20 protein-coding genes are annotated in these 20,044 nt (G+C 64.5%); 13 read left to right on the top strand and 7 right to left on the bottom strand.

Annotated elements, in window-relative coordinates:
• Positions 1 to 188: 188 nt before the first annotated feature.
• Positions 189 to 1,577 (top strand): L-cystine transporter, encoded by a 1,389-nt coding sequence (locus ACU8YE_RS07235; RefSeq protein WP_446928412.1) that lies wholly within the window; start codon positions 189 to 191, stop codon positions 1,575 to 1,577.
• A gap of 64 nt (positions 1,578 to 1,641) precedes the next feature.
• On the opposite strand, the gene pcaQ is transcribed toward ACU8YE_RS07235, so the two are convergent.
• Entirely contained in the window at positions 1,642 to 2,586 is a 945-nt protein-coding gene (gene pcaQ, locus ACU8YE_RS07230; protein ID WP_446928411.1) for a pca operon transcription factor PcaQ, read from the bottom strand.
• Between the two features lie 102 nt (positions 2,587 to 2,688).
• Here pcaQ and pcaH point away from each other — a divergent pair, with 102 nt between their 5' ends.
• The 3 genes from pcaH to thpR all read left to right on the top strand — a co-directional run bounded on the left by pcaH (position 2,689) and on the right by thpR (position 4,863).
• The gene (gene pcaH / locus ACU8YE_RS07225) at positions 2,689 to 3,438 is read left to right on the top strand and encodes a protocatechuate 3,4-dioxygenase subunit beta (RefSeq protein WP_004626742.1); all 750 of its coding nucleotides are present in this window, start codon (positions 2,689 to 2,691) and stop codon (positions 3,436 to 3,438) included.
• The gene (gene pcaG, locus ACU8YE_RS07220; protein ID WP_446928410.1) at positions 3,438 to 4,133 is read left to right on the top strand and encodes a protocatechuate 3,4-dioxygenase subunit alpha; all 696 of its coding nucleotides are present in this window, start codon (positions 3,438 to 3,440) and stop codon (positions 4,131 to 4,133) included. Before pcaH ends, pcaG begins: the two co-directional genes overlap by 1 nt.
• Before the next feature lie 61 nt (positions 4,134 to 4,194).
• A complete protein-coding gene (gene thpR / locus ACU8YE_RS07215; protein ID WP_446928409.1) occupies positions 4,195 to 4,863 on the top strand; it encodes an RNA 2',3'-cyclic phosphodiesterase in 669 nt (222 codons plus the stop codon).
• Between the two features lie 11 nt (positions 4,864 to 4,874).
• On the opposite strand, the gene ACU8YE_RS07210 is transcribed toward thpR, so the two are convergent.
• Both ACU8YE_RS07210 and ACU8YE_RS07205 read right to left on the bottom strand, forming a co-directional pair.
• Positions 4,875 to 5,570, bottom strand: coding sequence for a DsbA family protein (locus ACU8YE_RS07210; protein WP_446928408.1), 696 nt, complete (start codon positions 5,568 to 5,570; stop codon positions 4,875 to 4,877).
• Between the two features lie 25 nt (positions 5,571 to 5,595).
• Complete coding sequence (locus tag ACU8YE_RS07205; protein WP_446928407.1) at positions 5,596 to 6,477, bottom strand: MBL fold metallo-hydrolase; 882 nt, start codon at positions 6,475 to 6,477, stop codon at positions 5,596 to 5,598.
• Positions 6,478 to 6,586: 109 nt separating this feature from the next.
• On the opposite strand from ACU8YE_RS07205, the gene ACU8YE_RS07200 reads away from it, so the two are divergent.
• Positions 6,587 to 7,498 carry a LysR family transcriptional regulator gene (locus ACU8YE_RS07200; protein WP_446928406.1) on the top strand — a complete coding sequence of 304 codons (912 nt, stop codon included), beginning with the start codon at positions 6,587 to 6,589 and terminating at the stop codon, positions 7,496 to 7,498.
• Here the strand turns inward: ACU8YE_RS07200 and ACU8YE_RS07195 are convergent.
• The 4 genes from ACU8YE_RS07195 to ACU8YE_RS07180 form a co-directional block, all read right to left on the bottom strand.
• Positions 7,491 to 8,705: an MFS transporter gene (locus ACU8YE_RS07195; protein WP_446928405.1), complete on the bottom strand. Its 1,215-nt coding sequence runs from the start codon at positions 8,703 to 8,705 to the stop codon at positions 7,491 to 7,493. The genes ACU8YE_RS07200 and ACU8YE_RS07195 overlap by 8 nt on opposite strands.
• Positions 8,706 to 8,734: 29 nt before the next feature.
• A complete protein-coding gene (locus tag ACU8YE_RS07190; RefSeq protein WP_446928404.1) occupies positions 8,735 to 9,562 on the bottom strand; it encodes an isocitrate lyase/PEP mutase family protein in 828 nt (275 codons plus the stop codon).
• Positions 9,563 to 9,565: 3 nt separating this feature from the next.
• On the bottom strand, positions 9,566 to 10,267 hold the full coding sequence (locus tag ACU8YE_RS07185) for a DsbA family protein (protein ID WP_446928403.1): 702 nt from the start codon (positions 10,265 to 10,267) through the stop codon (positions 9,566 to 9,568).
• A gap of 65 nt (positions 10,268 to 10,332) precedes the next feature.
• Positions 10,333 to 11,277, bottom strand: coding sequence for a LysR substrate-binding domain-containing protein (locus ACU8YE_RS07180; RefSeq protein ID WP_446928402.1), 945 nt, complete (start codon positions 11,275 to 11,277; stop codon positions 10,333 to 10,335).
• A 148-nt stretch (positions 11,278 to 11,425) separates the two neighbouring features.
• On the opposite strand from ACU8YE_RS07180, the gene ACU8YE_RS07175 reads away from it, so the two are divergent.
• From ACU8YE_RS07175 to ACU8YE_RS07140, 8 genes are all read left to right on the top strand, one after another.
• Positions 11,426 to 12,643, top strand: coding sequence for an MFS transporter (locus ACU8YE_RS07175; RefSeq protein ID WP_446928401.1), 1,218 nt, complete (start codon positions 11,426 to 11,428; stop codon positions 12,641 to 12,643).
• 246 nt (positions 12,644 to 12,889) lie between these two features.
• The gene (gene queE, locus ACU8YE_RS07170; RefSeq protein ID WP_439891243.1) at positions 12,890 to 13,528 is read left to right on the top strand and encodes a 7-carboxy-7-deazaguanine synthase; all 639 of its coding nucleotides are present in this window, start codon (positions 12,890 to 12,892) and stop codon (positions 13,526 to 13,528) included.
• Positions 13,529 to 13,605: 77 nt separating this feature from the next.
• Positions 13,606 to 14,082: a 6-carboxytetrahydropterin synthase QueD gene (queD, locus tag ACU8YE_RS07165; protein ID WP_322016669.1), complete on the top strand. Its 477-nt coding sequence runs from the start codon at positions 13,606 to 13,608 to the stop codon at positions 14,080 to 14,082.
• Positions 14,083 to 14,101: 19 nt separating this feature from the next.
• Positions 14,102 to 14,650: a tRNA adenosine(34) deaminase TadA gene (gene tadA / locus ACU8YE_RS07160; protein WP_433867298.1), complete on the top strand. Its 549-nt coding sequence runs from the start codon at positions 14,102 to 14,104 to the stop codon at positions 14,648 to 14,650.
• Positions 14,647 to 15,573 (top strand): muramoyltetrapeptide carboxypeptidase, encoded by a 927-nt coding sequence (gene ldcA / locus ACU8YE_RS07155; protein WP_446928400.1) that lies wholly within the window; start codon positions 14,647 to 14,649, stop codon positions 15,571 to 15,573. The genes tadA and ldcA overlap by 4 nt, the downstream gene beginning before the upstream one ends.
• A gap of 111 nt (positions 15,574 to 15,684) precedes the next feature.
• Complete coding sequence (locus ACU8YE_RS07150) at positions 15,685 to 17,307, top strand: ABC-F family ATPase (RefSeq protein WP_232042775.1); 1,623 nt, start codon at positions 15,685 to 15,687, stop codon at positions 17,305 to 17,307.
• A 242-nt stretch (positions 17,308 to 17,549) separates the two neighbouring features.
• A complete protein-coding gene (locus tag ACU8YE_RS07145; RefSeq protein ID WP_446928464.1) occupies positions 17,550 to 18,173 on the top strand; it encodes a carboxymuconolactone decarboxylase family protein in 624 nt (207 codons plus the stop codon).
• Positions 18,174 to 18,493: 320 nt separating this feature from the next.
• A complete protein-coding gene (locus ACU8YE_RS07140) occupies positions 18,494 to 20,041 on the top strand; it encodes an acetyl-CoA hydrolase/transferase family protein (protein WP_232042777.1) in 1,548 nt (515 codons plus the stop codon).
• Positions 20,042 to 20,044: the final 3 nt, after the last annotated feature.

Raw genomic sequence — 20,044 nt, 5'->3', positions numbered from 1 at the left:
CCGCGAGCACTGGCGCAGGCGCATTCTTCGTCACCGCGCACGGAAACAAGCCGACCACAAAGCCAAGCCGGTGCGGGCTCCGCGGGGAGTCAGCGCGCATGGGTGAGGCGGTCCGTGCTCGGGCAACCTTTGTGCGACTGGCGTAAGATGCCGGCTCGATTTCGATCGCAGCTTGCGACACAAACGCCATGAATCTCCCGCTCTTACTCAATATCGCGACTTTCGTCGTCCTGCTGATCGCTCTGGGTCGCGTGAACGCGAACTGGAGTCTGGCCAAACGTGTGCTGCTGGGCATGGTGCTGGGCATCGTGTTCGGGCTGGCGCTGCACCTGATCTATGGCGACGACAGCGCGACGCTCAAGCAGTCGATCTCCTGGTTCAGCATCGTTGGCGGTGGCTATATCCAGCTGCTGCAGATGATCGTCATGCCGCTGGTGCTGGTGTCGGTGCTGAACTCGGTGGCCAAGCTCAACAGCACGGCGTCGCTGGGCAAGATCAGCGTGCTGACAATCGGCACGCTGCTGCTCACGACGCTGATCTCCGCCCTGGTCGGGGTGTTCGTCACCCACCTGTTTGGCCTGACGGCGCAGGGGCTGGTGCAAGGCGCGCAGGAAACCGCACGCCTGACCGCCATCCAGGACAACTATGTCGGCAAGGTGGCCGACCTGTCTGTGCCGCAGCTGGTGCAGTCCTTCATTCCGAAGAACCCGTTTGCCGAGCTGACCGGCGCCAAGCCGACATCCATCATCGGCGTGGTGATCTTTGCCGCGTTCCTGGGCGTGGCGGCGTTGAACCTGCTCAAGGATGATGCGGTGAAGGGCCAGCGCGTGCTGACCGCCATCGACACCGCGCAGGCCTGGGTGATGAAGCTCGTGCGGCTCGTCATCCGCCTGACCCCTTACGGTGTGCTGGCGCTCATGACCAACGTGGTGGCCGTGTCCAACGTGCAGGACATCATCAAGCTTGGCGGTTTCGTGGTGGCCTCTTACCTGGGCCTGGCGATCATGTTTGGCGTGCATGCCGTGCTGCTTACGCTCAACGGCATCAACCCGCTTCGTTTCTTCCGCAAGGTCTGGCCGGCACTGTCGTTCGCGTTCACGAGCCGATCGAGTGCCGCCACCATTCCGCTGAGCATCGAGGCGCAGACGCGGCGCATCGGCGTGCCGGAGTCGATCGCGAGTTTCGCCGCCTCGTTTGGCACGACCATTGGCCAGAATGGCTGCGCGGGCCTGTATCCGGCCATGCTGGCTGTGATGGTGGCGCCCACCGTCGGCGTCAACCCGTTCGATCCTGTGTGGATTGCAACGCTGGTGGCAATCGTCACCCTCAGCTCGGTTGGCGTGGCAGGGGTGGGCGGTGGCGCGACTTTCGCGGCGTTGATCGTGCTGCCGGCCATGGGCTTACCGGTGACGCTCGTGGCACTGCTGATCTCCATCGAACCGCTGATCGACATGGGCCGTACCGCGCTCAACGTCAACGGCTCGATGACTGCCGGGACGATCACCAGCCAGTTGCTGAGGCAGACCGATCGCAGTGTCTTCGATGCCGCCGATGACGTGGAGATGGCGCACCGCTGATCGATGCGGTGCGTCGAAAGAAGAATGCCGGCCATGAGGTCGGCATTTTTTTGGGCGAGGCGGCTCAGTAGGGCGCTTGCGCCAGTTCGGTCAGCAGTTCCATGAACGCGCTGGCCAGTTCGCTTGGTGTGGCGTCGCTTCTGCGCAGCAGACCGACGGGCTCCTTGGTGCTGGACGTGGGGATGTCCAGGCGGGCGAGTTGGCCGTGCGCCAGATCGTCGCCCGCAGCGCGCTCGGGCGTGATCCACACCGCGTCAGATCGACACGCCAGCAGCCGTGCGACGGACACCGAAAGCGTTTCCGTTACCCCCGCGGGCAAGCGTAGCCCGTGCGTCTGGAACAGCGCCTCGGTGTGATGGCGCGGCACCGTGCCCTGCGTGGCAATCACCAGCGGGTAATCCAGCACCGCCTGCAGCGAGGCCGACGCACCTGGCTGCGTCAACAGCGGATGCCCGGGCCGCACGACCAGCGCCAGCGGCTCGGCATACAGCAATTCGAACGACAGCCCCTGCATGCGATCCGGCTCGGCCATACGCCCGACGATGAAGTCGAGTTCGCCGGCCTTGAGCGCGGTCAGCAGCTCGACATTGGTGCCGGTGCGCAACTGCACGCCGGCATGCGGGCGCTGCGCGTGCAAATGGGCAATCGCCTGGGGCAGGAGGCTGCTGGCCACCGTCGGCAGGGCGCCTACATGTACGACCGGCGCGGACGCGTCCGTTGATCCCATCAGCGCGGCAGTGGCCGATTCCAGCGCCTGCGTCACGCCCACCGCATGCCGCAGGAATTGCTCGCCGGCAGCGGTGAGCCGCGCACCTTGCCGGCCGCGCTCCACGAGTTGCACACCGGCCAGTGCTTCCAGTTCACCCAGCGTTTTCGAAACCGCCGGCTGGCTCAGATGCAGCCGCTCTGCGGCGCGCCGCAGGTTGCGCTCCTGCGCGATGGCGACAAAACAGCTCAGATGACGAAAGCGGATGCGAGACGGCAGATCGGCCGAAAAGACTCTTTCCATAACTTGGGGTTATCGATTTTCCGATAAGAAGTCAATTTACTTCACTTTTTGTCGGCGATACAGTCTTCCCACGATTTCATAAGTTTCATAAGGAGACGCCCCATGACCCTGCCGCTTTCCGGCACCGGCGAATTCGCCCAGCGTGACACCGCGCAGCATCCGCCCGCACTGACCCCCGGCTACAAGACCAGCGTGCTGCGTTCGCCGCGCAACGCGCTCATCTCCACCCTGAATACGCTGTCGGAAACCACTGCACCGGTGTTCCACGCCGACGACCTGGGCGCGCTCGACAACGACCTGATCCTCAACTACGCCAAGGAAGGCTTGCCGATCGGCGAGCGCATCATCGTCCATGGCTATGTGCGCGACGAGTTCGGCCGCCCCGTGCCGAACGCGCTGGTGGAGGTGTGGCAGGCCAACGCCGGCGGCCGCTACCGCCACAAGAAAGACCAGTACATTGCGCCGATCGACCCGAACTTCGGCGGCTGCGGCCGCATGCTGACGGACGCCAACGGCTACTACGTCTATCGCACCATCAAGCCCGGCCCGTATCCGTGGCGTAACCGCATCAACGATTGGCGCCCGTCGCACATCCATTACTCGCTCTCGGGCGATGGCTGGGCCCAGCGCCTCATCACGCAGATGTACTTCGAGGGCGATCCGATGATCGCGCAGTGCCCAATCATCAAGACCATTCCAAGCGAAGAGCAGGTGCGCGGGCTGATCGCGCTGCACGACACGGCAAACCACGTGCCACTCGACAGCCGCTGCTACCGCTTCGACATCACGCTGCGCGGCCGCCGTGCCACGCATTTCGAAAACGCCGTGCCCGCCCTGCAAGGAGCCAAGTGATGACCACGACCACACAGCGTGAATCGCTCGAACGTGCACAGGCAACGGCCATGACGACAACGCCGCCGTTCGCGCATTTCAACGAGACCGCGTCGCAGACGGGCGGCCCGTACGTGCACATCGGCCTAGCACCGCGCCAGGCCGGCTTTGACATCTACGACAAGGAATTCGGCAGCACGCTGACGACACCCGCCACGCGCGGCGAACGCATCGCGCTGGAAGGGCGTGTCTACGATGGCTCCGGCTCGCTCGTGCGCGATGTGCTGATCGAGATCTGGCAGGCCAACGCCGATGGCAAATATGCGCATCCCGCTGATCGGCAAGACAAACCTGTCGACCAGGCATTCCGTGGCTGGGGCCGCGCGGGAGCGGATTTCGATACGGGCGTCTATCGCTTCGACACCATCAAGCCGGGCGCTGTGGCGGGCCGCAGTGGTACCACGCAGGCACCGCACATCTGCATGATCCTGTTTGCGCGCGGCATCAACCTCGGCCTGCACACACGCGTGTACTTCAGCGACGAGGTCGCGGCCAACGGCACGGACCCGGTGCTGAACGGTATCGAGTGGGAAGTGCGCCGCAAGACGCTGATTGCCCAGCGCAGCGAGCGTAACGGCGAGGTGGTCTACACCTTCGACGTGCGCCTGCAAGACACGCCGGATGGCGGCGCGGAGACGGTGTTCTTCGATATCTGATCGTCGCATCACATCCAAAAGACGACGCCCGGCAGGTTCGCACGGCCGGGCGTTGTTTTTGATGCGGGCAACACGACTTTCAGCGGGACGTCATGCGGGCGTCGATAATGGGTGGATCGCCAGCCCGGCGTTTGACGACCCTGCCGTGACCCAGCTCACTCTTCCCGGATTCGAAGCCACCCCGCAGTTGCCCGCGCATCGCCTGTTTCTGGCGATCAAGCCCGACGCCGAGACCGCAGGGCGCATAGCGCGCCTGATCGAACAATTGCGGCCCGTGGTGGGTTTCAAAGGCAAGGCGCTGCGTACGGAGCGCCTGCATGTCACGCTGCATCATCTGGGCGATTTCGTTCATCTGCCGCCTGACGATATCGTGGCGCGCGTGCGCGCAGCGGCGGACAGCCTGGCCTTGCCGGCATTCGATGCCACGTTCAACCAAGTGGTGAGCTTTCATGGCCGACGTGATCACCGGCCGTTTGTTCTCTTGGGCGATGAAGGTGTGGCCGGTTTGACGGCGTTTCAGGCGGCGCTGGGCGAGGCGCTCCAACATGCCGCCGTGCCCGTGCCGCACGGGACGTTCAAACCGCACATCACGCTGCTGTATGACCGCGGAGGCTTTGCGCCGAAGGCAATCGAACCCATCACGTGGAGGGTGCGCGAGTTCGTTCTCATCCATAGCTGGCTGGGCAAGACGCGTTACGACGAACTTGCCCGCTGGCCGCTCAAAAGCTGAGCGCCACCTCGTTACGCGCAGCCGTCCGGCCCGCAGACGGGGCCGTCGGCTTCGCTGGCCGGGGCGGGCGCGCCGATGTGCTGGGTCAGGGCCTGTGCCCAGTGCTCCGGATTGCCAAGCCACGGGCCGATGTCGATGATGCCGAGTTGGCCGTCGGCATCCTCCAGCGCAAATGTCGGAAACCCCTGACCGCCCACACGATCGAGCCACTGCCGGCTTTGCGTGATGTGCTGCTGCGTGAGCGCACCGGTTTGTCGCGCGTATTCCGCGTCGAAGGCATCGGGCGACAGGCCGATCTCCGCTGCCAGCTCGCGCAGTACGGGCACATCTGCAATGCGCCGGCCTTCTTCGTAATGCGCGCGTTGGACGCGATGGATCATGTCGAGCCCGCGGCCGCCCAGCGCTTGCGCAGCAAGTATTGCGGTGATGGGTGGCTCCGAATCCATCGTGGCAGTGGTGTCGCGCAACAGGCCTTCAAAGTAGGCCTCGCCAAAGGGCTGGCCGGTCAATTCTGCAATGCGGTGGTCGTGCGGCATTACGTAGTCGCGCCATTGGGGCGTCACCGCGCGGCGGTTCGTGCCAGCAAGCATGCCGCCGCCGTGGAAGGCGATCGTCAGGCCCGGCACCGTGCGCGCCGCTTCCACCAGCGGTGCGGCGCCGTAGCACCAGCCGCACAGCGGGTCGTAGATGTAATGCAACGTCGTCATGTTGTTTCCCCGGTGATTGGCCAGCTTACTGCGGCCACTTCATTTCGCCCTTGATGACCTTGGCGCTCAACTCCAGCGATGCGTCGCCGGCCAGCGTCGGGTACGCGGCCTTCATCGCCTTGATCAGCTCCGCCGAGTTGTTGGCCTTGGCGGCCTGCATCTCGAATGTCTTGAGGTAATCGGCTGTAAAGCGGACCGCCTCCAGCCCCTTGGGCATCGCCCCGGTGAAGTGGCCCGGCACCACCGTCGTCGGCTTGAGCGCCGTGATGTTGTCGAGCGTCTGCAACCAGCCCAGGCGGGATTCGCGCGTTTGCGTGTCGGCAACCCAAACGTGGTCACCGCTGTTGACGACCACGCCGCCGGCCACGGTCTTGATGGACGGAATCCACAGATAGGTGCGTGCCGCGTCCGGGCCGTTCAGCCCCTTGATCTCGATAGTGCGGCCTTCCAGCGTGAGGTGGTCGGCGTGCAGCACGTCGGGCAGCACGAGCGTCTTGGGCGCATTGTCCTTCAGGATCGGGCCCCAGTAGGCGAGCTTGCCGTTCATTGATGCCTTGATGGCGGCCACCGTCTGCGGCGTGGCGACGATCTTTGCTTTCGGGAATGCCGCGCGGATGACATCGAGCCCGAAGTAGTAATCCGGATCGCTCTGGCTGATGTAGACCGTGGTGAGCGTCTTGCCGCTGGCCTTGAGCTTTTGCGCGAGCGCTTCTGCATCGCTGCGCTGGAATTGCGCGTCGACCAGGACGGCCTCGTGCGCGCCGGTGATGATTTCCGATGACACCGGGAAGACGCCCTTGTCGCCGGGGTTGTAGACCTCGAGATGCAATGGCGTGGGCGCGGCAGCGTGGGCAACAAAGCCGGCGCTGACAAGGGCGGCGGCAAGCAGGGCGCGGAGCAGGGACATCGGGTTTCTCCAGTTGGATGTGGTGAGTGCGATGGCGTTACTGTAGGTTGCTTGATCCGATCGAAAAACCGCCTAAGATGCGCATATTTGTTTCGCCAATCGATCAAATATGGATCGCATCACGTCAGCCGAAGTGTTCGTGGCGATTGTCGATCGCGGCAGCCTGAGTGCCGCCGCTGAAGGGCTCGACATGTCGCGCGCGATGGTCACGCGTTATCTGGCAGAGATGGAGGCGTGGTCCGGGGCGCGCCTGCTGCACCGGACCACGCGCCGCATCGGCCTGACACCGGCCGGTGAAGTGACGCTCGCGCGCTGCCGCCAGATGCTGGAAATCGCGTCACAGATGGCCGTGGCGGATGGTCTCGAAGCCGATACGCCGCGCGGTCTACTGCGCATTGCCTGCGCGCAGTCCCTGGCGCAGCAGACGTTGAGCGTGGCGGTGACGGCCTACCTGCGCCGCTATCCGCAAACGGCAGTCGATCTGGTGGTCGACAACCGCACCATCAACCTCGTGGAAGAGCGCATCGACCTGGCCGTGCGCATTACCAATGACCTCGATCCGAACCTGATTGCGCGGCCGCTGGGCACGTGTGAGTCCGTCGTTGTTGCGGCGCCGTCGTACCTGGCCGCGCATGGCACACCGCGCCGCGTGGAGGATCTGGCTATTCACAACTGCCTGACGTATTCGTACTTTGGCAAAAGCCTGTGGAAGTTCACGGATGCGAAGACGGGTGCCCCGTCGGACGTGCCGGTGGGCGGCAATCTGAGTGCGAATGAGTCGATGGTGTTATTGACAGCGGCGCGGGAGGGCGCGGGCATTGTGCTGCAGCCGGTGTTTGCTGCCGCGCCGCTGATCGCAAGCGGGCAACTCGTGCGCCTGCTGCCCGACCACGTGCCGCAGGCGCTGGGCATTCACGGCGTGTACAGCTCGCGCAGGCAGATGCCGGCGGCGCTGCGGGCCATGCTGGATTTTCTGGTGGACTGGTTCAAGGCGCAGCCGAACGTCACGGGAGTCAAGTGATCGGCCCCGAAGATTTCCCTCGTATCGCCAGCAGCCCCAACGCCAGCACACAGAACACCGCACCCGCGTGGAACGTTGCGGCTGCGCCCAGGTTGTCCCACAGCAGCCCGGCCAGAACGCTGGCGCCCAACATGGCCAGCCCACTTACCAGGTTGAACATGCCGTAAGCGGTGCCGCGCAAGTCGGCCGGTGCCGTATCGGCGATCATGGTTGCCAGCAAGCCCTGCGTGATGCCCATATGCACGCCCCACAACGCCACGCCCGCGATCACCACGCTCCAGTGGGCAGACAGGCCAAGCACCACATCCGCGGCAATCAGCACCGCCAGCCCGAGCGCCAGCAGCTTCGTATGGCTCATGCGGTCTGAGAGCTTGCCGAACGGATACGCGGCCAACGCATAGACGACGTTCATCGCCACCATGACCAGCGGCACCAGTGCCACGGGAATGCCGCCTTGCTGTGCACGCAGGACCAGAAAGGCCTCGGAAAAACGTGCAAGTGTGAAGACTGCGCCGATCATCACCACCCACCAGTACGCGCCGTTCAGCCGCTGGAGGTTGTCGCGGCGGATGGGGTTGGTGCGGCGCGCGCCGTCGTGGGTCTCGGGCTCGCGCAGGCCAAACATCAGCAGCGCTACGGACAACAGTGCCGGCACCACGGCCACCCAGAACACGGCGCGAAAATCATCGGCCCACAGCAGCATCAGCCCGACGGCCAGAAGCGGCCCCAGAAATGCGCCCACGGTATCGAGCGCCTGCCGCAGCCCGAAGGCCGCGCCGCGCAGCGCAGGCGGGGCAATGTCGGCGACCAGCGCATCGCGCGGTGCACCGCGGATGCCTTTGCCGAGGCGGTCCACCAGGCGAGCCGTCAGCACAACGCCGGCCGTGGGCGCCATGGCGAACAGCGGCTTGGACAGCGCGCCCAGCGCATAGCCGAACGCCGCCAGGCCCTTGCGCTTGCCAAGGTAGTCGCTCAGCGTGCCGGAGAAAATCTTGACGATGAGCGCAGTCGATTCGCCCAGCCCCTCGATCAGGCCGACCGACAAGGCACTTGCTCCCAGCACTGACACCATGAACAGCGGCAGCAAGCTGTGGATCATCTCGGAGGCGATGTCCATCAGCAGGCTGACGCAGCCCAGCACCCAGATGCCGGTGGGAATCTGGCGCAGGCCGCCGGGCGGCTTTACATCGGTTGGGGAGGATGTCATGGCGGGTTGCTTTGGCTTGGTCGCGCGCGTCAGGCGAACGGCGCAAAGAGGCTGTTGAGCTTGGCCCCGCTGGCGGCATCGCGTGCAAAGTTGAACGTGCCGGCGGTGCGCAGTTCTTCCGCTGCACGCTGGAACGCGCCCATGGCCACGCGCGCCAGCGTGGCGCCCACGCTGATGCGCTTGACGCCCAGTTCGGTCAACTCGGCCACGCTCAGGTTGCCGTCGGCAAAGCCCATCAGCACATTGAGCGGGCGATCGATCTCGCGCAGGACGGTGGCGATCTCGTCGCGCGTTTTCAGGCCTGGGGCGTAGAGCACGTCGGCGCCGGCGTCCTGGAAGGCCTGCAGGCGGCGGATCGTATCGGCCAGATCGTCGCGGCCGTGCAGGTGGTTCTCGGCGCGTGCGGTGAGCGTGAACGGAAACGGCAGCGAGCGCGCGGCCTCCACCGCGGCGCGAATGCGTTCAACCGAAGCTTCCAGCGAATAGATGGGCGCATCTGCGCGGCCCGTGGCGTCTTCAATCGAGCCGCCGACGATGCCGGTGGCGCCTGCCAGGCGGATCGTCTCAGCCACGGTTTCCGGCGCATCGCCAAAGCCGTTCTCCAGGTCGGCCGCCATGGGTACGTCCGTAGCGGCAGCCAGGTCAGCCACATGCGCGAGGATGGCGTCGCGGCCGACGCCATAGTCGGGCAGCCCGCGCGAGAACGCGAAGCCCGCGCTGGTGCTGGTCAACGCTTCGAAGCCGAGCGATGCCAGCAGCCGGGCCGAGCCCGGGTCCCACGGGTTGGGGATCACGAAGGTGCCGCTGCGCTCGTGCAGCGTGCGGAAGGCGTGGGCTTTTTCGATCTGGGTCGGCATGGGCTATCCGGTGTGAAGTGGATAAGGGTTGGACTGCAATGCTGCGGCACAGGCGAGCGCATCGTCCAGGCGGTCATTGCCCCAGAACATCGCGTCGCCGACAAAGAACATGGGAGCGCCAAAGATGCCACGAATCTGCGCGGCGTGCGTCTGCTCGCGCAGGTGGGGCTTGCTGGCGTCGGACTGGGCCCGGGCGAGGATGGCGTCGGCCGGCAATCCGAGTGCCGTCAGTTCTTCGGCCACTGCGTCGGGCGTATGGATGTCGCGGTCCTGCGCGAAATTGCGCAGCATGATCCGCTGGCAGAAGGCGCCGATCCACGGCGTGTCTGCACCGAGCAGCGCAACGCGCAGCGGCAGGACGGAGGCGCGTGGAAACGTGCTCGGCTGCGTCCACGGCAAACCGTGCTTGGTGCATTCGCGCGCCATGTCCTGCCAGACGTAATGGCCTTTGGCCCGCTGCAGCACGAACGGCGAACTCGCCCAGCCGAGCGACTGGAAGATCGGCCCCAGCAGGAACGGTTTCCACACCACGCGCACGCCGAGTTGTGCCGCAGCGGCCTCGATGCGCATCACGCTCAGATAGCTGTAATTGCTCGCGAAGTCGAACCAGAACTCGACGGCGGGCGCGGGGACGAGCGCTTCCCATGTGGCGTTGTAAGCGGCGGGCTCGGGTGCTGCGGTCTGCGGTCGGGCGAGGGCGTCCATGCGGCCTCCAGCGTGATGTCGTTGGCCGCATTTCACGTGGGGCGCGGTGTGCGTTCAAACGCCTTTCATGCAAGTTCGGATGCGCCAGACGCATGCGTGGCCTGGGTGGCCGCTTCTGAACAGATCCAGGCGGCCACATCGCGCACGTCGCGGCGCGGGTTCGGCTCGGACTGGATCAGCCAGTACGCATGCGTGTTACGCACGCCGGGGGCGATGGTCGGTACGGTGACCAGACGGCCGTCGGCCAGCAGCGGCGCTATCAATTCCAGACGCCCGAGCGCGATGCCCTGGCCGGCCACCGCTGCATGGATGATCTGGTCGTGCTGGTTGAAGCGCAGCACGGTGCGCGGCTTGGCGTGGCTCCAGCCGGCAGCGGCCAGCCAGTCTGTCCACTGCAGCCAGGGGCGGCGCAGGTCGCGGTCGTCAAAGTCGAGCAGAGTCAGGCCCGCAAGCGCCTCGGCGGAATCCAGCGAGCGCAGCCCCAGCGACGGATGCGCGACCGGCGCAACGGTCTCCCCAAACAGCCGGATTGCGCCGGGCGGCGCATCGGTCGGTGGGCAATACCGGATGGCAAGCTCGATCCCTTCGTTCTTCAGGTCGACGAGCCGGTTGTTGGTGGCCACGCGCACGTCGATGTCGGGGTATTGCAGCTGGAAGCGCGCCAGGCGCGGCAGCAGCCACAGGCCGGTCACGCCGATGCTGGCGGTGATCGTCACCGGCCGTCGTTCGGCCGCCACGCGAATGGCGCCGATGGCGTCCTGCAACTGCTGCACGACACTGTCGGCGTTACGGAACAGGCGTTCACCTTCGGGCGTGAACGCGATCGAGCGGTGCCCGCGCACCAGCAGCTTCACGCCCAGCGCGTCCTCCAGCGCAGACACCTGCCTGCTCACGGCCGATTGCGTCAGACACAGATCATCGGCGGCGAGCGTGATGCTCATGCGCCGGCCTACCGCGACGAAGCCGCGCAACAAGTCCAGGGAGGCCAACCGAACCAGTGGAGTCGACATGCGTTTTCCTCATGCAAGACGTTCTCAAAGATCAATTGAGAAGCCGGATAGGGCGAAGTTTAATAAGCCATCGGACGACATTCCAGCCAAATGCGCATTCGGCACGCTTGCAAAGCAGGAATGTCAGTCACATCGGAGAAAAACGCTCATGACATCGAAATCTCTCACGCAATCGCCTTGGTTGCCGGTCTTGGCCGGCGGGGCGGTGATCGGCGTGGCGCTGGGTATTCGGCACGTGCAAGGCCTCTTCCTCGTGCCCGTCACGATGGGCCATGGCTGGACACGCGAAACCTTCGGCCTGGCGATCGCGTTGCAAAACCTCATCTGGGGCGCGGCACAGCCTTTTGCGGGCATGCTGGCCGACCGCTACGGTGCCGCCAAGGTGGTGGTGGCCGGCATCGTCGTCTATGCGCTCGGTTTGCTGCTGATGGCACATGCGGGCACGCCGCTGGGCTTCACGCTCTCGGCGGGTGGGCTGATCGGACTGGGGCTGTCAGGCACGTCGTTCGGCGTCGTGTATGGCGCAATCAGCCGATTGACGTCGCCCGAGCGGCGTAGCTGGGCGCTGGGCGTGGCGGGCGCCGTGGGCGGAGTCGGCCAGTTCGTGATGGTGCCGACCGCACAGGGTTTGCTGAGCACGGTGGGCTGGGTGACGGCGTTGGTCGTCATGGCGGTGATCATGGCGATGTTCGTGCCGCTGGCCGCGCCGCTGCGCGAAAAGGCATCGACTGCCGCCGCGCAGGAGGCGCATCAAAGCATGGGCGCGGCCATCCGCGAGGCCTTTGCTCACCGCGGTTTCTGGCTGCTGAATCTTGGGTTCCTGACGTGCGGATTCCAGCTCGCCTTTATCGGTGCGCACATGCCGGCGTATCTGCTCGACAAGGGGCTCACCGGCCGGCACGGCATGATCGCGCTGGCGCTGATTGCCGCCGCCAACATCGTCGGCACGTATTACTGCGGCGCGTTGGGCGGGCTGTTCCGGCGCAAGTATCTGCTGTCGTTGCTGTACCTGATTCGCACGGCGGCGATTGCGCTGTTCATCCTGCTGCCGCTGTCGCCGGCAACGTTGTATGCGTTTGCCATCGTGATGGGCCTGCTGTGGCTCGGCACGGTACCGCTGACGAACGGGCTGCTGTCGCAGGTGTTTGGGGTGCGCTATATCGGCACGCTGTTCGGCTTCGTGTTCCTCGGCCACCAGATCGGCGCGTTCCTGGGCGTTTGGCTGGGCGGCGTAGTGTACGACCACCTGCATTCCTACGATGCGATCTGGATTGGCGCGATGGTGCTCGGCGTGGTGGCCGCGCTGCTGCACTGGCCGATCGACGATCGCCAACTCGCGCGCACGCCGATGGTGCAATCGGCATGAAGGCGCGCCTGAAGCGATGGGCGGCATGGGCGCTGGCGGCGGCCGGCGCCGCCTTCATTTTTGCGGCATGGCTGACCCCAGAGGGCGCATTTTCCTTTGTGACGTTGGCGTCCTTCTGCGGGTAGCGCGACGCGATGGCCCGATTTATGAAACAATGTCGGGTTAATCACTAGTGGGCACTGGTACGGTTTGCGCGGGAATTACGTCGCTTTTGCGTCGTTCTCCTGTGAATGCCACCGTTCAGACATGACTTACGCCGTCAAGGAAATTTTCTACACGCTGCAAGGCGAGGGTGCCAACACCGGCCGCGCAGCCGTCTTCTGCCGCTTTGCCGGCTGCAATCTCTGGAGTGGGCGCGAAGCCGATCGCGCCACCGCCGTCTGCCAGTTCTGTGACACCGACTTCGTCGGCACGGACGGCACGCAAGGCGGCAAATACACCACCGCCGATGCACTCGCCGATACCGTTGCCGCCGAATGGCCGGCCGACGCCACGGGCGGCAAACCGCTCGTCATCTGCACCGGAGGCGAGCCGCTGCTGCAACTCGACACGCCGCTGATCGACGCGCTGCACGCACGCGGCTTCGAAATCGCCATCGAGACCAACGGCACCATCGCCGTGCCGGAGGGCATCGACTGGGTGTGCGTGAGCCCCAAAATGGGTTCCGAACTCGTCGTCACGCGCGGCGACGAGCTGAAGGTGGTGATCCCGCAAGACGGGCAGGACCTCGACGCATACGAACGGCTGGATTTCCAGCATTTCTTCCTGCAGGCCATGGACGGCCCGCTTGCCCGGCAGAATACGGCGGCAGCCGTCGAGCTGTGCCAGCGCCGGCCGCGCTGGCGCCTGTCGCTGCAAACCCATAAGATGCTGGGCATCCGCTAAGGCGGGCGCAGCACTTTGTCCCCGGTTTTCTGCCGGTTCCAGCCGTTTCGCGGCGCCCGCTGCCGCCACCTTGCTCCATGACCAAGACCGTTTCCATCACGCGCCGGCTCGAATTCGATGCCGGCCACCGCATCCCCGGCCATGCTGGCCAGTGCCGCAACCTGCACGGCCATCGCTATCAGCTCGAACTCACGCTCGAAGGCGTTGTCCTGCACAACGACAAGGCTGCCGACGACGGGATGATTCTCGACTTCGGCGACGTCAAGCAGCTCGCCAACAAGCACCTCGTCGACCTCTGGGATCACGCCTTCCTCGTCTATCGCGGCGATACCAAGCTTGTTGAATTCCTGAACGGTATGGAAGGCGGTCACAAGACCGTCGTGCTGAATGACGTGCCCACCGTCGAGAACCTCGCGCAGGTGGCCTTCGACATCCTCGAGCCGGTATTCCGCAACACGTTCGGGCACCATCTGCGCCTGTCCAAGCTCGTGCTGTACGAAACCCCGAACTGCTGGGCCGACGTGAAGCTTGCGCGCCCGCACGAGCAGGATTGATTCGATAACACCGGATCGCATGACCACACCGCACGTCCTCACCCCGCCTGCCGACATGTCCGCCCACGAGCGGGACGGCTACTGGATGCAGCAGGCGCTCGTGCAGGCCAAGTTCGCATGGGGGCAGGGCGAGGTGCCGGTGGGTGCGGTGGTCGTGCGCGGCAACGAGATCGTCGGCGTCGGTTACAACGCGCCGATCGGCACGCATGATCCATCCGCGCATGCCGAAATGCGCGCCCTGCGCCAGGCCGCCGAAAACCTCGGCAACTACCGCCTGCCCGATTGCGAGGTCTTCGTGACGCTGGAGCCGTGCGTGATGTGCGCCGGCGCCATGCTGCATGCCCGCGTGGCGCGCGTCGTGTATGGCGCGCCCGACCCCAAAACGGGGGCAGCCGGCAGCATCCTCGACCTGTTTGCAGAAACGCGGCTGAACCACCAGACCGCCATCACCGGCAGTGTGCTCGCGCAGGAATGCGGCGACATGCTGCGCGCCTTCTTCGCCGAGCGCCGCGCGAGCCAGAAGGCCGCACGCCTGGCGTCCACCGAACCCGACGAATCCGCCACATGACCACTGTCCGCCTGATTGCGCCTTCCGGTTATCCGAACGATGCGGCCATTGCCGAGCGCGGCGTGGCGGCGTTGGAAGCGCAGGGCTGCACGGTCGTCAACCTTGAATGCTTGAGCCGGCAGCATCAGCGTTTTGCAGGTGGCGAACTTGCGCGATTGGCTGACCTGCACCAGATCGGCACGGGCCCTGGCCAGGAAATCGCCATGGCAATCCGCGGGGGGTACGGCCTCACGCGCTTGCTGGACCATATCGACTTCATCGACATCGGTCGTCGCGCGCAGGCGACGGACGCCATCATCGTGGGGCACAGCGATTTCACCGTGTTCTCGCTGGCGTACCTGGCGGCTACGGGCGGCGTGACGTTTGCCGGCCCGCACGTGTGTTCGGACTTCGGGCTGGAAAACATCGACCCATTCATGGTCGAGCACTTCTGGGGCATTTTGCGCAACCCGACCTATGCGTTGCGCGTGGAGGTGCCGCAACCGAATGGCTGTGCGCGCCCGGGGCGCTACGCCGGGACGCTCTGGGGCGGCAACCTGGCCATGCTGTGCAGCCTCATCGGCACGCCGTATCTGCCGGATATCCGCGACGGCGTCCTGTTTGTTGAAGACATCAACGAGCATCCGTACCGCGTGGAACGCATGCTGCTGCAGTTACAGCAAGCCGGCGTGCTGGAGACGCAGCAGGCGCTGGTGCTGGGTGACTTCTCGGGCTATCGCACCACGCCTTACGATGCCGGCTACGATTTCGACGCCATGCGCGATTACTTGGCTGAACGCCTGTCGATTCCGGTCGTCACAGGCTTGCCGTTCGGCCATTGCCCGACCAAGGCGACGCTGCCGATTGGCGCACAGGCCGAGCTGGATGTCGATGTCACGGGCTTTACGCTGCACTTGTCGGGGTATCCGACGCTGAAGGCATAAGCCCCCGGGCCATCCGGGTCACGTCCGGGTGGTAAAATCTCAGGTTCCCCAAATGGCGACGGCCAAGTGCTTGCCGCGCCAGATCACCGCTTTCCAAATCAAGGTTTCAACGTGCTTTCCACCGCCAACATCACCATGCAGTTCGGGCCCAAGCCCTTGTTCGAGAACATCTCGGTCAAGTTTGGCGAGGGCAATCGCTATGGCCTGATCGGCGCCAACGGCTGCGGCAAGTCGACCTTCATGAAGATCCTGGGCGGCGATCTGGAACCGAGCTCCGGCAACGTGATCCTGGAGCCAGGCGTGCGCCTGGGCAAGCTGCGCCAGGACCAGTTCGCCTACGAAGACATGCGCGTGCTGGACGTGGTGATGATGGGCCACACCGAAATGTGGGCCGCCGCGCAGGAGCGCGATGCCATCTACGCGAACCCGGAAGCGACCGACGACGACTACATGAAGGCCGCCGACCTGGAGGCCAAGTACGCCGAATACGACGGCTACACCGCCGAAGCGCGTGCCGGTGAACTGCTGATGGGCGTGGGCATTCCGACCGACCAGCACAACGGTACGATGAGCAACGTCGCGCCCGGCTGGAAGCTGCGCGTGCTGCTGGCACAGGCGCTGTTCTCGAACCCGGACGTGCTGCTGCTGGACGAGCCGACCAACAACCTCGACATCAACACGATCCGCTGGCTGGAATCGGTGCTCAACGAGCGCAACTCCACCATGATCATCATCTCCCACGATCGCCACTTCCTGAACTCGGTCTGCACGCACATGGCCGACATGGACTACGGCACGCTCAAGGTCTACCCGGGCAATTACGACGACTACATGGAAGCCTCCCTGCAGGCGCGCGAACGCCTGCAGGCTGCCAACGCGCGGGCCAAGGAGCGCATCTCCGACCTGCAGGACTTCGTGCGCCGCTTCTCGGCCAACAAGTCCAAGGCACGCCAGGCTACGTCGCGCCTGAAGATGATCGACAAGATCAAGGTGGAAGACATCAAGCCGTCGTCGCGCCAGAACCCGTTCGTCCGTTTCGAGATGGAGAAGAAGCTTCACAACCTGGCGGTGGAAACAGAGAACGCGCGCAAGACATACGACCGCAAGATTTTCGATGGCCTGACGATGGCCGTGCGCGCGGGCGAGCGGATCGCCATCATCGGTGAGAACGGCGCGGGTAAGACCACGCTGCTGCGCTGCCTGCTGAACGGCGCCGTGAAGACCGGCGTGCAGCGCGGCATCGAGATCGACGGCGGCACCGTCAAGTGGGCCGAGAACGCCAATGTCGGCTACATGCCGCAGGACACCTACGAAGAATTCCCCGAAGACCGCGACCTGATGGACTGGATGAGCCAGTGGACGCAGGCAGGTGACGATGACCAATCGCTGCGTGGCACGATGGGCCGCCTGCTGTTCTCAGCCGACGACATCAAGAAGAGCGTGAAGGTGCTTTCCGGTGGCGAGAAGGGCCGCATGATCTGGGGCAAGCTGATGCTGGGCCGTCACAACGTGCTGGCACTCGACGAGCCGACCAACCACATGGACATGGAATCCATCGAGTCGCTGCAGATCGCGCTGGACAAGTTCGAAGGCACGCTGATCTTCGTGTCGCACGATCGCGAGTTGATCAGCGCCCTGGCCACGCGCGTAATCGAAGTGCGCCCGGACGGCACGCTCACCGACTACCTCGGCACCTACGACGAATACCTGCAGAGCCAGGGCGTCGAAGTCTGAGCGCCGATCCTCTGCCGTCACGAAAGGGCCGCCGATGTGCGGCCTCTTTTTTTGGCGGCGGGCTTTGCAAGGCGAACACACGTTGTCCGATCCTGATCGGCGCTTCGCGTGCTGCTCGCCAAGGCTGCGTTGACAGTACCTCCTCCCGATTCCAGAATGCCTTGGGCGAACGCCGCACCTGCATGCGTGCCGTTGCGTTCTGCACCAGCAAAGAACAATCAAAACATATGAGGAGACTGACGTTGAGAAACGTACTGACATTACTGTCGACAGCCGCATTGGTGCTGATGACGTCTGCACACGCAGCCGGGCGCCTGCCAACCATTCCGCCGGACAAATACGACGCCGAACAGGCCAAGGCAGCGCAAGACTTCCAGGCTGCGCGCAAGGTGCCTGTATTCGGCCCGTTCGAGCCCCTGATGCATAGCCCGGAGGTGATGAGCCAGACCCGCGCCATGGGCGACTATCTGCGATATCACTCCGCCATCGGCAACACGCTGAGCGAATTGGTCATCCTCGTCACTGCGCGGGAATGGAGCCAGGATTACGAGTGGTACGTGCACCATCCGATCGCCCTGAAGGCCGGCATCAAACCCGATATTGCCGATGCGATTGCCGATGGCCGCCGCCCCACCGGGATGAGTGAGGACGAGGAGATCGTCTATGACTTCACGACCGAACTGATCCGCAACAAGCGCGTGGGCGACGGCACCTATGCACGGGCGGAAAAGCGCTTCGGCAATAAGGGCATCGTAGACATGACCGGTATCTGCGGTTACTACACGCTGCTCGCCATGGAAATGAACGTGGCGCAATATCCGGTGCCGAAAAATGCCGCCAAGCTCGCGCGTTTCCCCGAGCCCTGACAGCCGTGCTGCCGAGCGAGGATTACGCACAGCTTGATGCTGCGCATGGTTAGCATCGATTCTTCGCGGTGATCAAGGGGCCGCCTATGTGCGGCCCTTTGCTTTTGGTATTCACCGCAAGCGGCGGACGCGCCACCAAGGTCGGCCAGCTATGAATAAACCGACTGGATTCCATGATTTTTTATCGCTATCGGAATTCATTGCCGTCGCTACACTGGGGCTGCATATCACAGTGAACATGCCGAGAGCTGCGGACCAGGCGCCGCGCGTCACACCAAGAAGCGCCAAACGCAGGCACGGCGAAGTACCCAGGAGACGAGATGACCTCTGATATTGGCGGCCGCATTCGGTTGCAATCCTTGCTGGACAAAGTGGTGTCTGCGGACGAAGCCGCAGCCCTGATCCGCGATGGCATGACGGTCGGCATGAGCGGTTTCACCCGTGCCGGCGACTGCAAGGCCGTGCCGTTTGCCCTGGCCCGACGTGCTGCGCACGAGCCGCTGCGCATCACCCTCATGACTGGCGCATCGCTGGGCAACGACATCGACAAGGTGTTGGCCGAAGCCGATGTCATTGCCCGCCGCCTGCCGTTCCAGGCCGATGCCACCTTGCGACGCAAGATCAACGCAGGCGAGGTCATGTTCATTGACCAGCACTTGTCGGAAACCGTCGAGCAACTGCGTTCGCGGCAGATTGCACCGCTGGATGTGGCGGTTGTTGAAGCCACGGCCATCACCGAGAATGGCGGCATCGTGCCGACCACGTCGGTAGGCAATTCCGCCAGCTTTGCGGTGCTGGCGAAACAGGTGATTGTCGAGATCAACCTGAACATGCCCGCCAATCTGGAAGGGCTGCACGATATCTTCTTCCCGGTGCAGCGGCCGCACCGTCAGCCGATTCCGCTCATTGCACCGGAACAGCGCATCGGCCTGCCATATATCCCGATCGATCCGCGCAAGATTGCTGCCATCGTCATCACGGGGCAGGACGACAGCCCGTCCAACGTGCTGCCGCCCGATGTGGAGACCAACGCCATCGCCGGGCATCTGAACGCATTCCTGGCGCGAGAGGTCCGCACCGGCCGTCTTTCGCCCACGCTGCAGCCGCTGCAGGCGGGTATCGGGACGATTTCCAACGCGGTCCTGCATGGCTTCATCGACTCGCCGTTCCATGACCTCAAGATGTATTCGGAGGTCTTGCAGGACAGCTCCATCGAGCTGCTCGACTCGGGCAAGCTGGCGTTTGCCTCGGCTTCGTCGATCACGCTGTCCCGCCCGGTGTACAAGCGGTTCCTGACAGAACTGGAGCGCTACAAGTCGCGCGTGGTGCTGCGGCCGCAAGAGATCAGCAACCACCCGGAGGTGATCCGCCGGCTGGGTCTGATCACCATCAACACCGCGCTGGAATGCGACATTTACGGCAACGTGAATTCGACACACGTGGGCGGCACGCACATGATGAACGGCATTGGCGGCTCGGGCGACTTTGCGCGCAATGCGCATCTGTCGGTCTTCGTGACCAAGTCATTGGCCAAGGACGGCGACATCTCGAGCATCGTCCCGATGGTCTCGCATGTGGACCACACCGAGCACGACGTCGACATCATCGTCACCGAACACGGGCTGGCCGATCTGCGCGGGCTGGCGCCGCGCGAGCGTGCCGTGCAGATCATCAGCAACTGTGCGGACCCCCGCTACCGCGAGCTGCTGCGCGACTACGTTGTGCGCGCGCAGCGGCGCGGCGGACATACCCCGCATCTGCTGGAAGAGGCGCTGGCCTGGCACGTCCGCTTCCGCGATGAGGGCTCGATGGCTCCGGCGGGGTTCACGGAAGAAGGCGTGCTCCCGGAACCTGCATTGAGCGCTTGATGC

It is taken from the genome of Ralstonia sp. VS2407, assembly GCF_052950655.1.
This window is presented reverse-complemented; position numbering and strand designations above follow the sequence as displayed.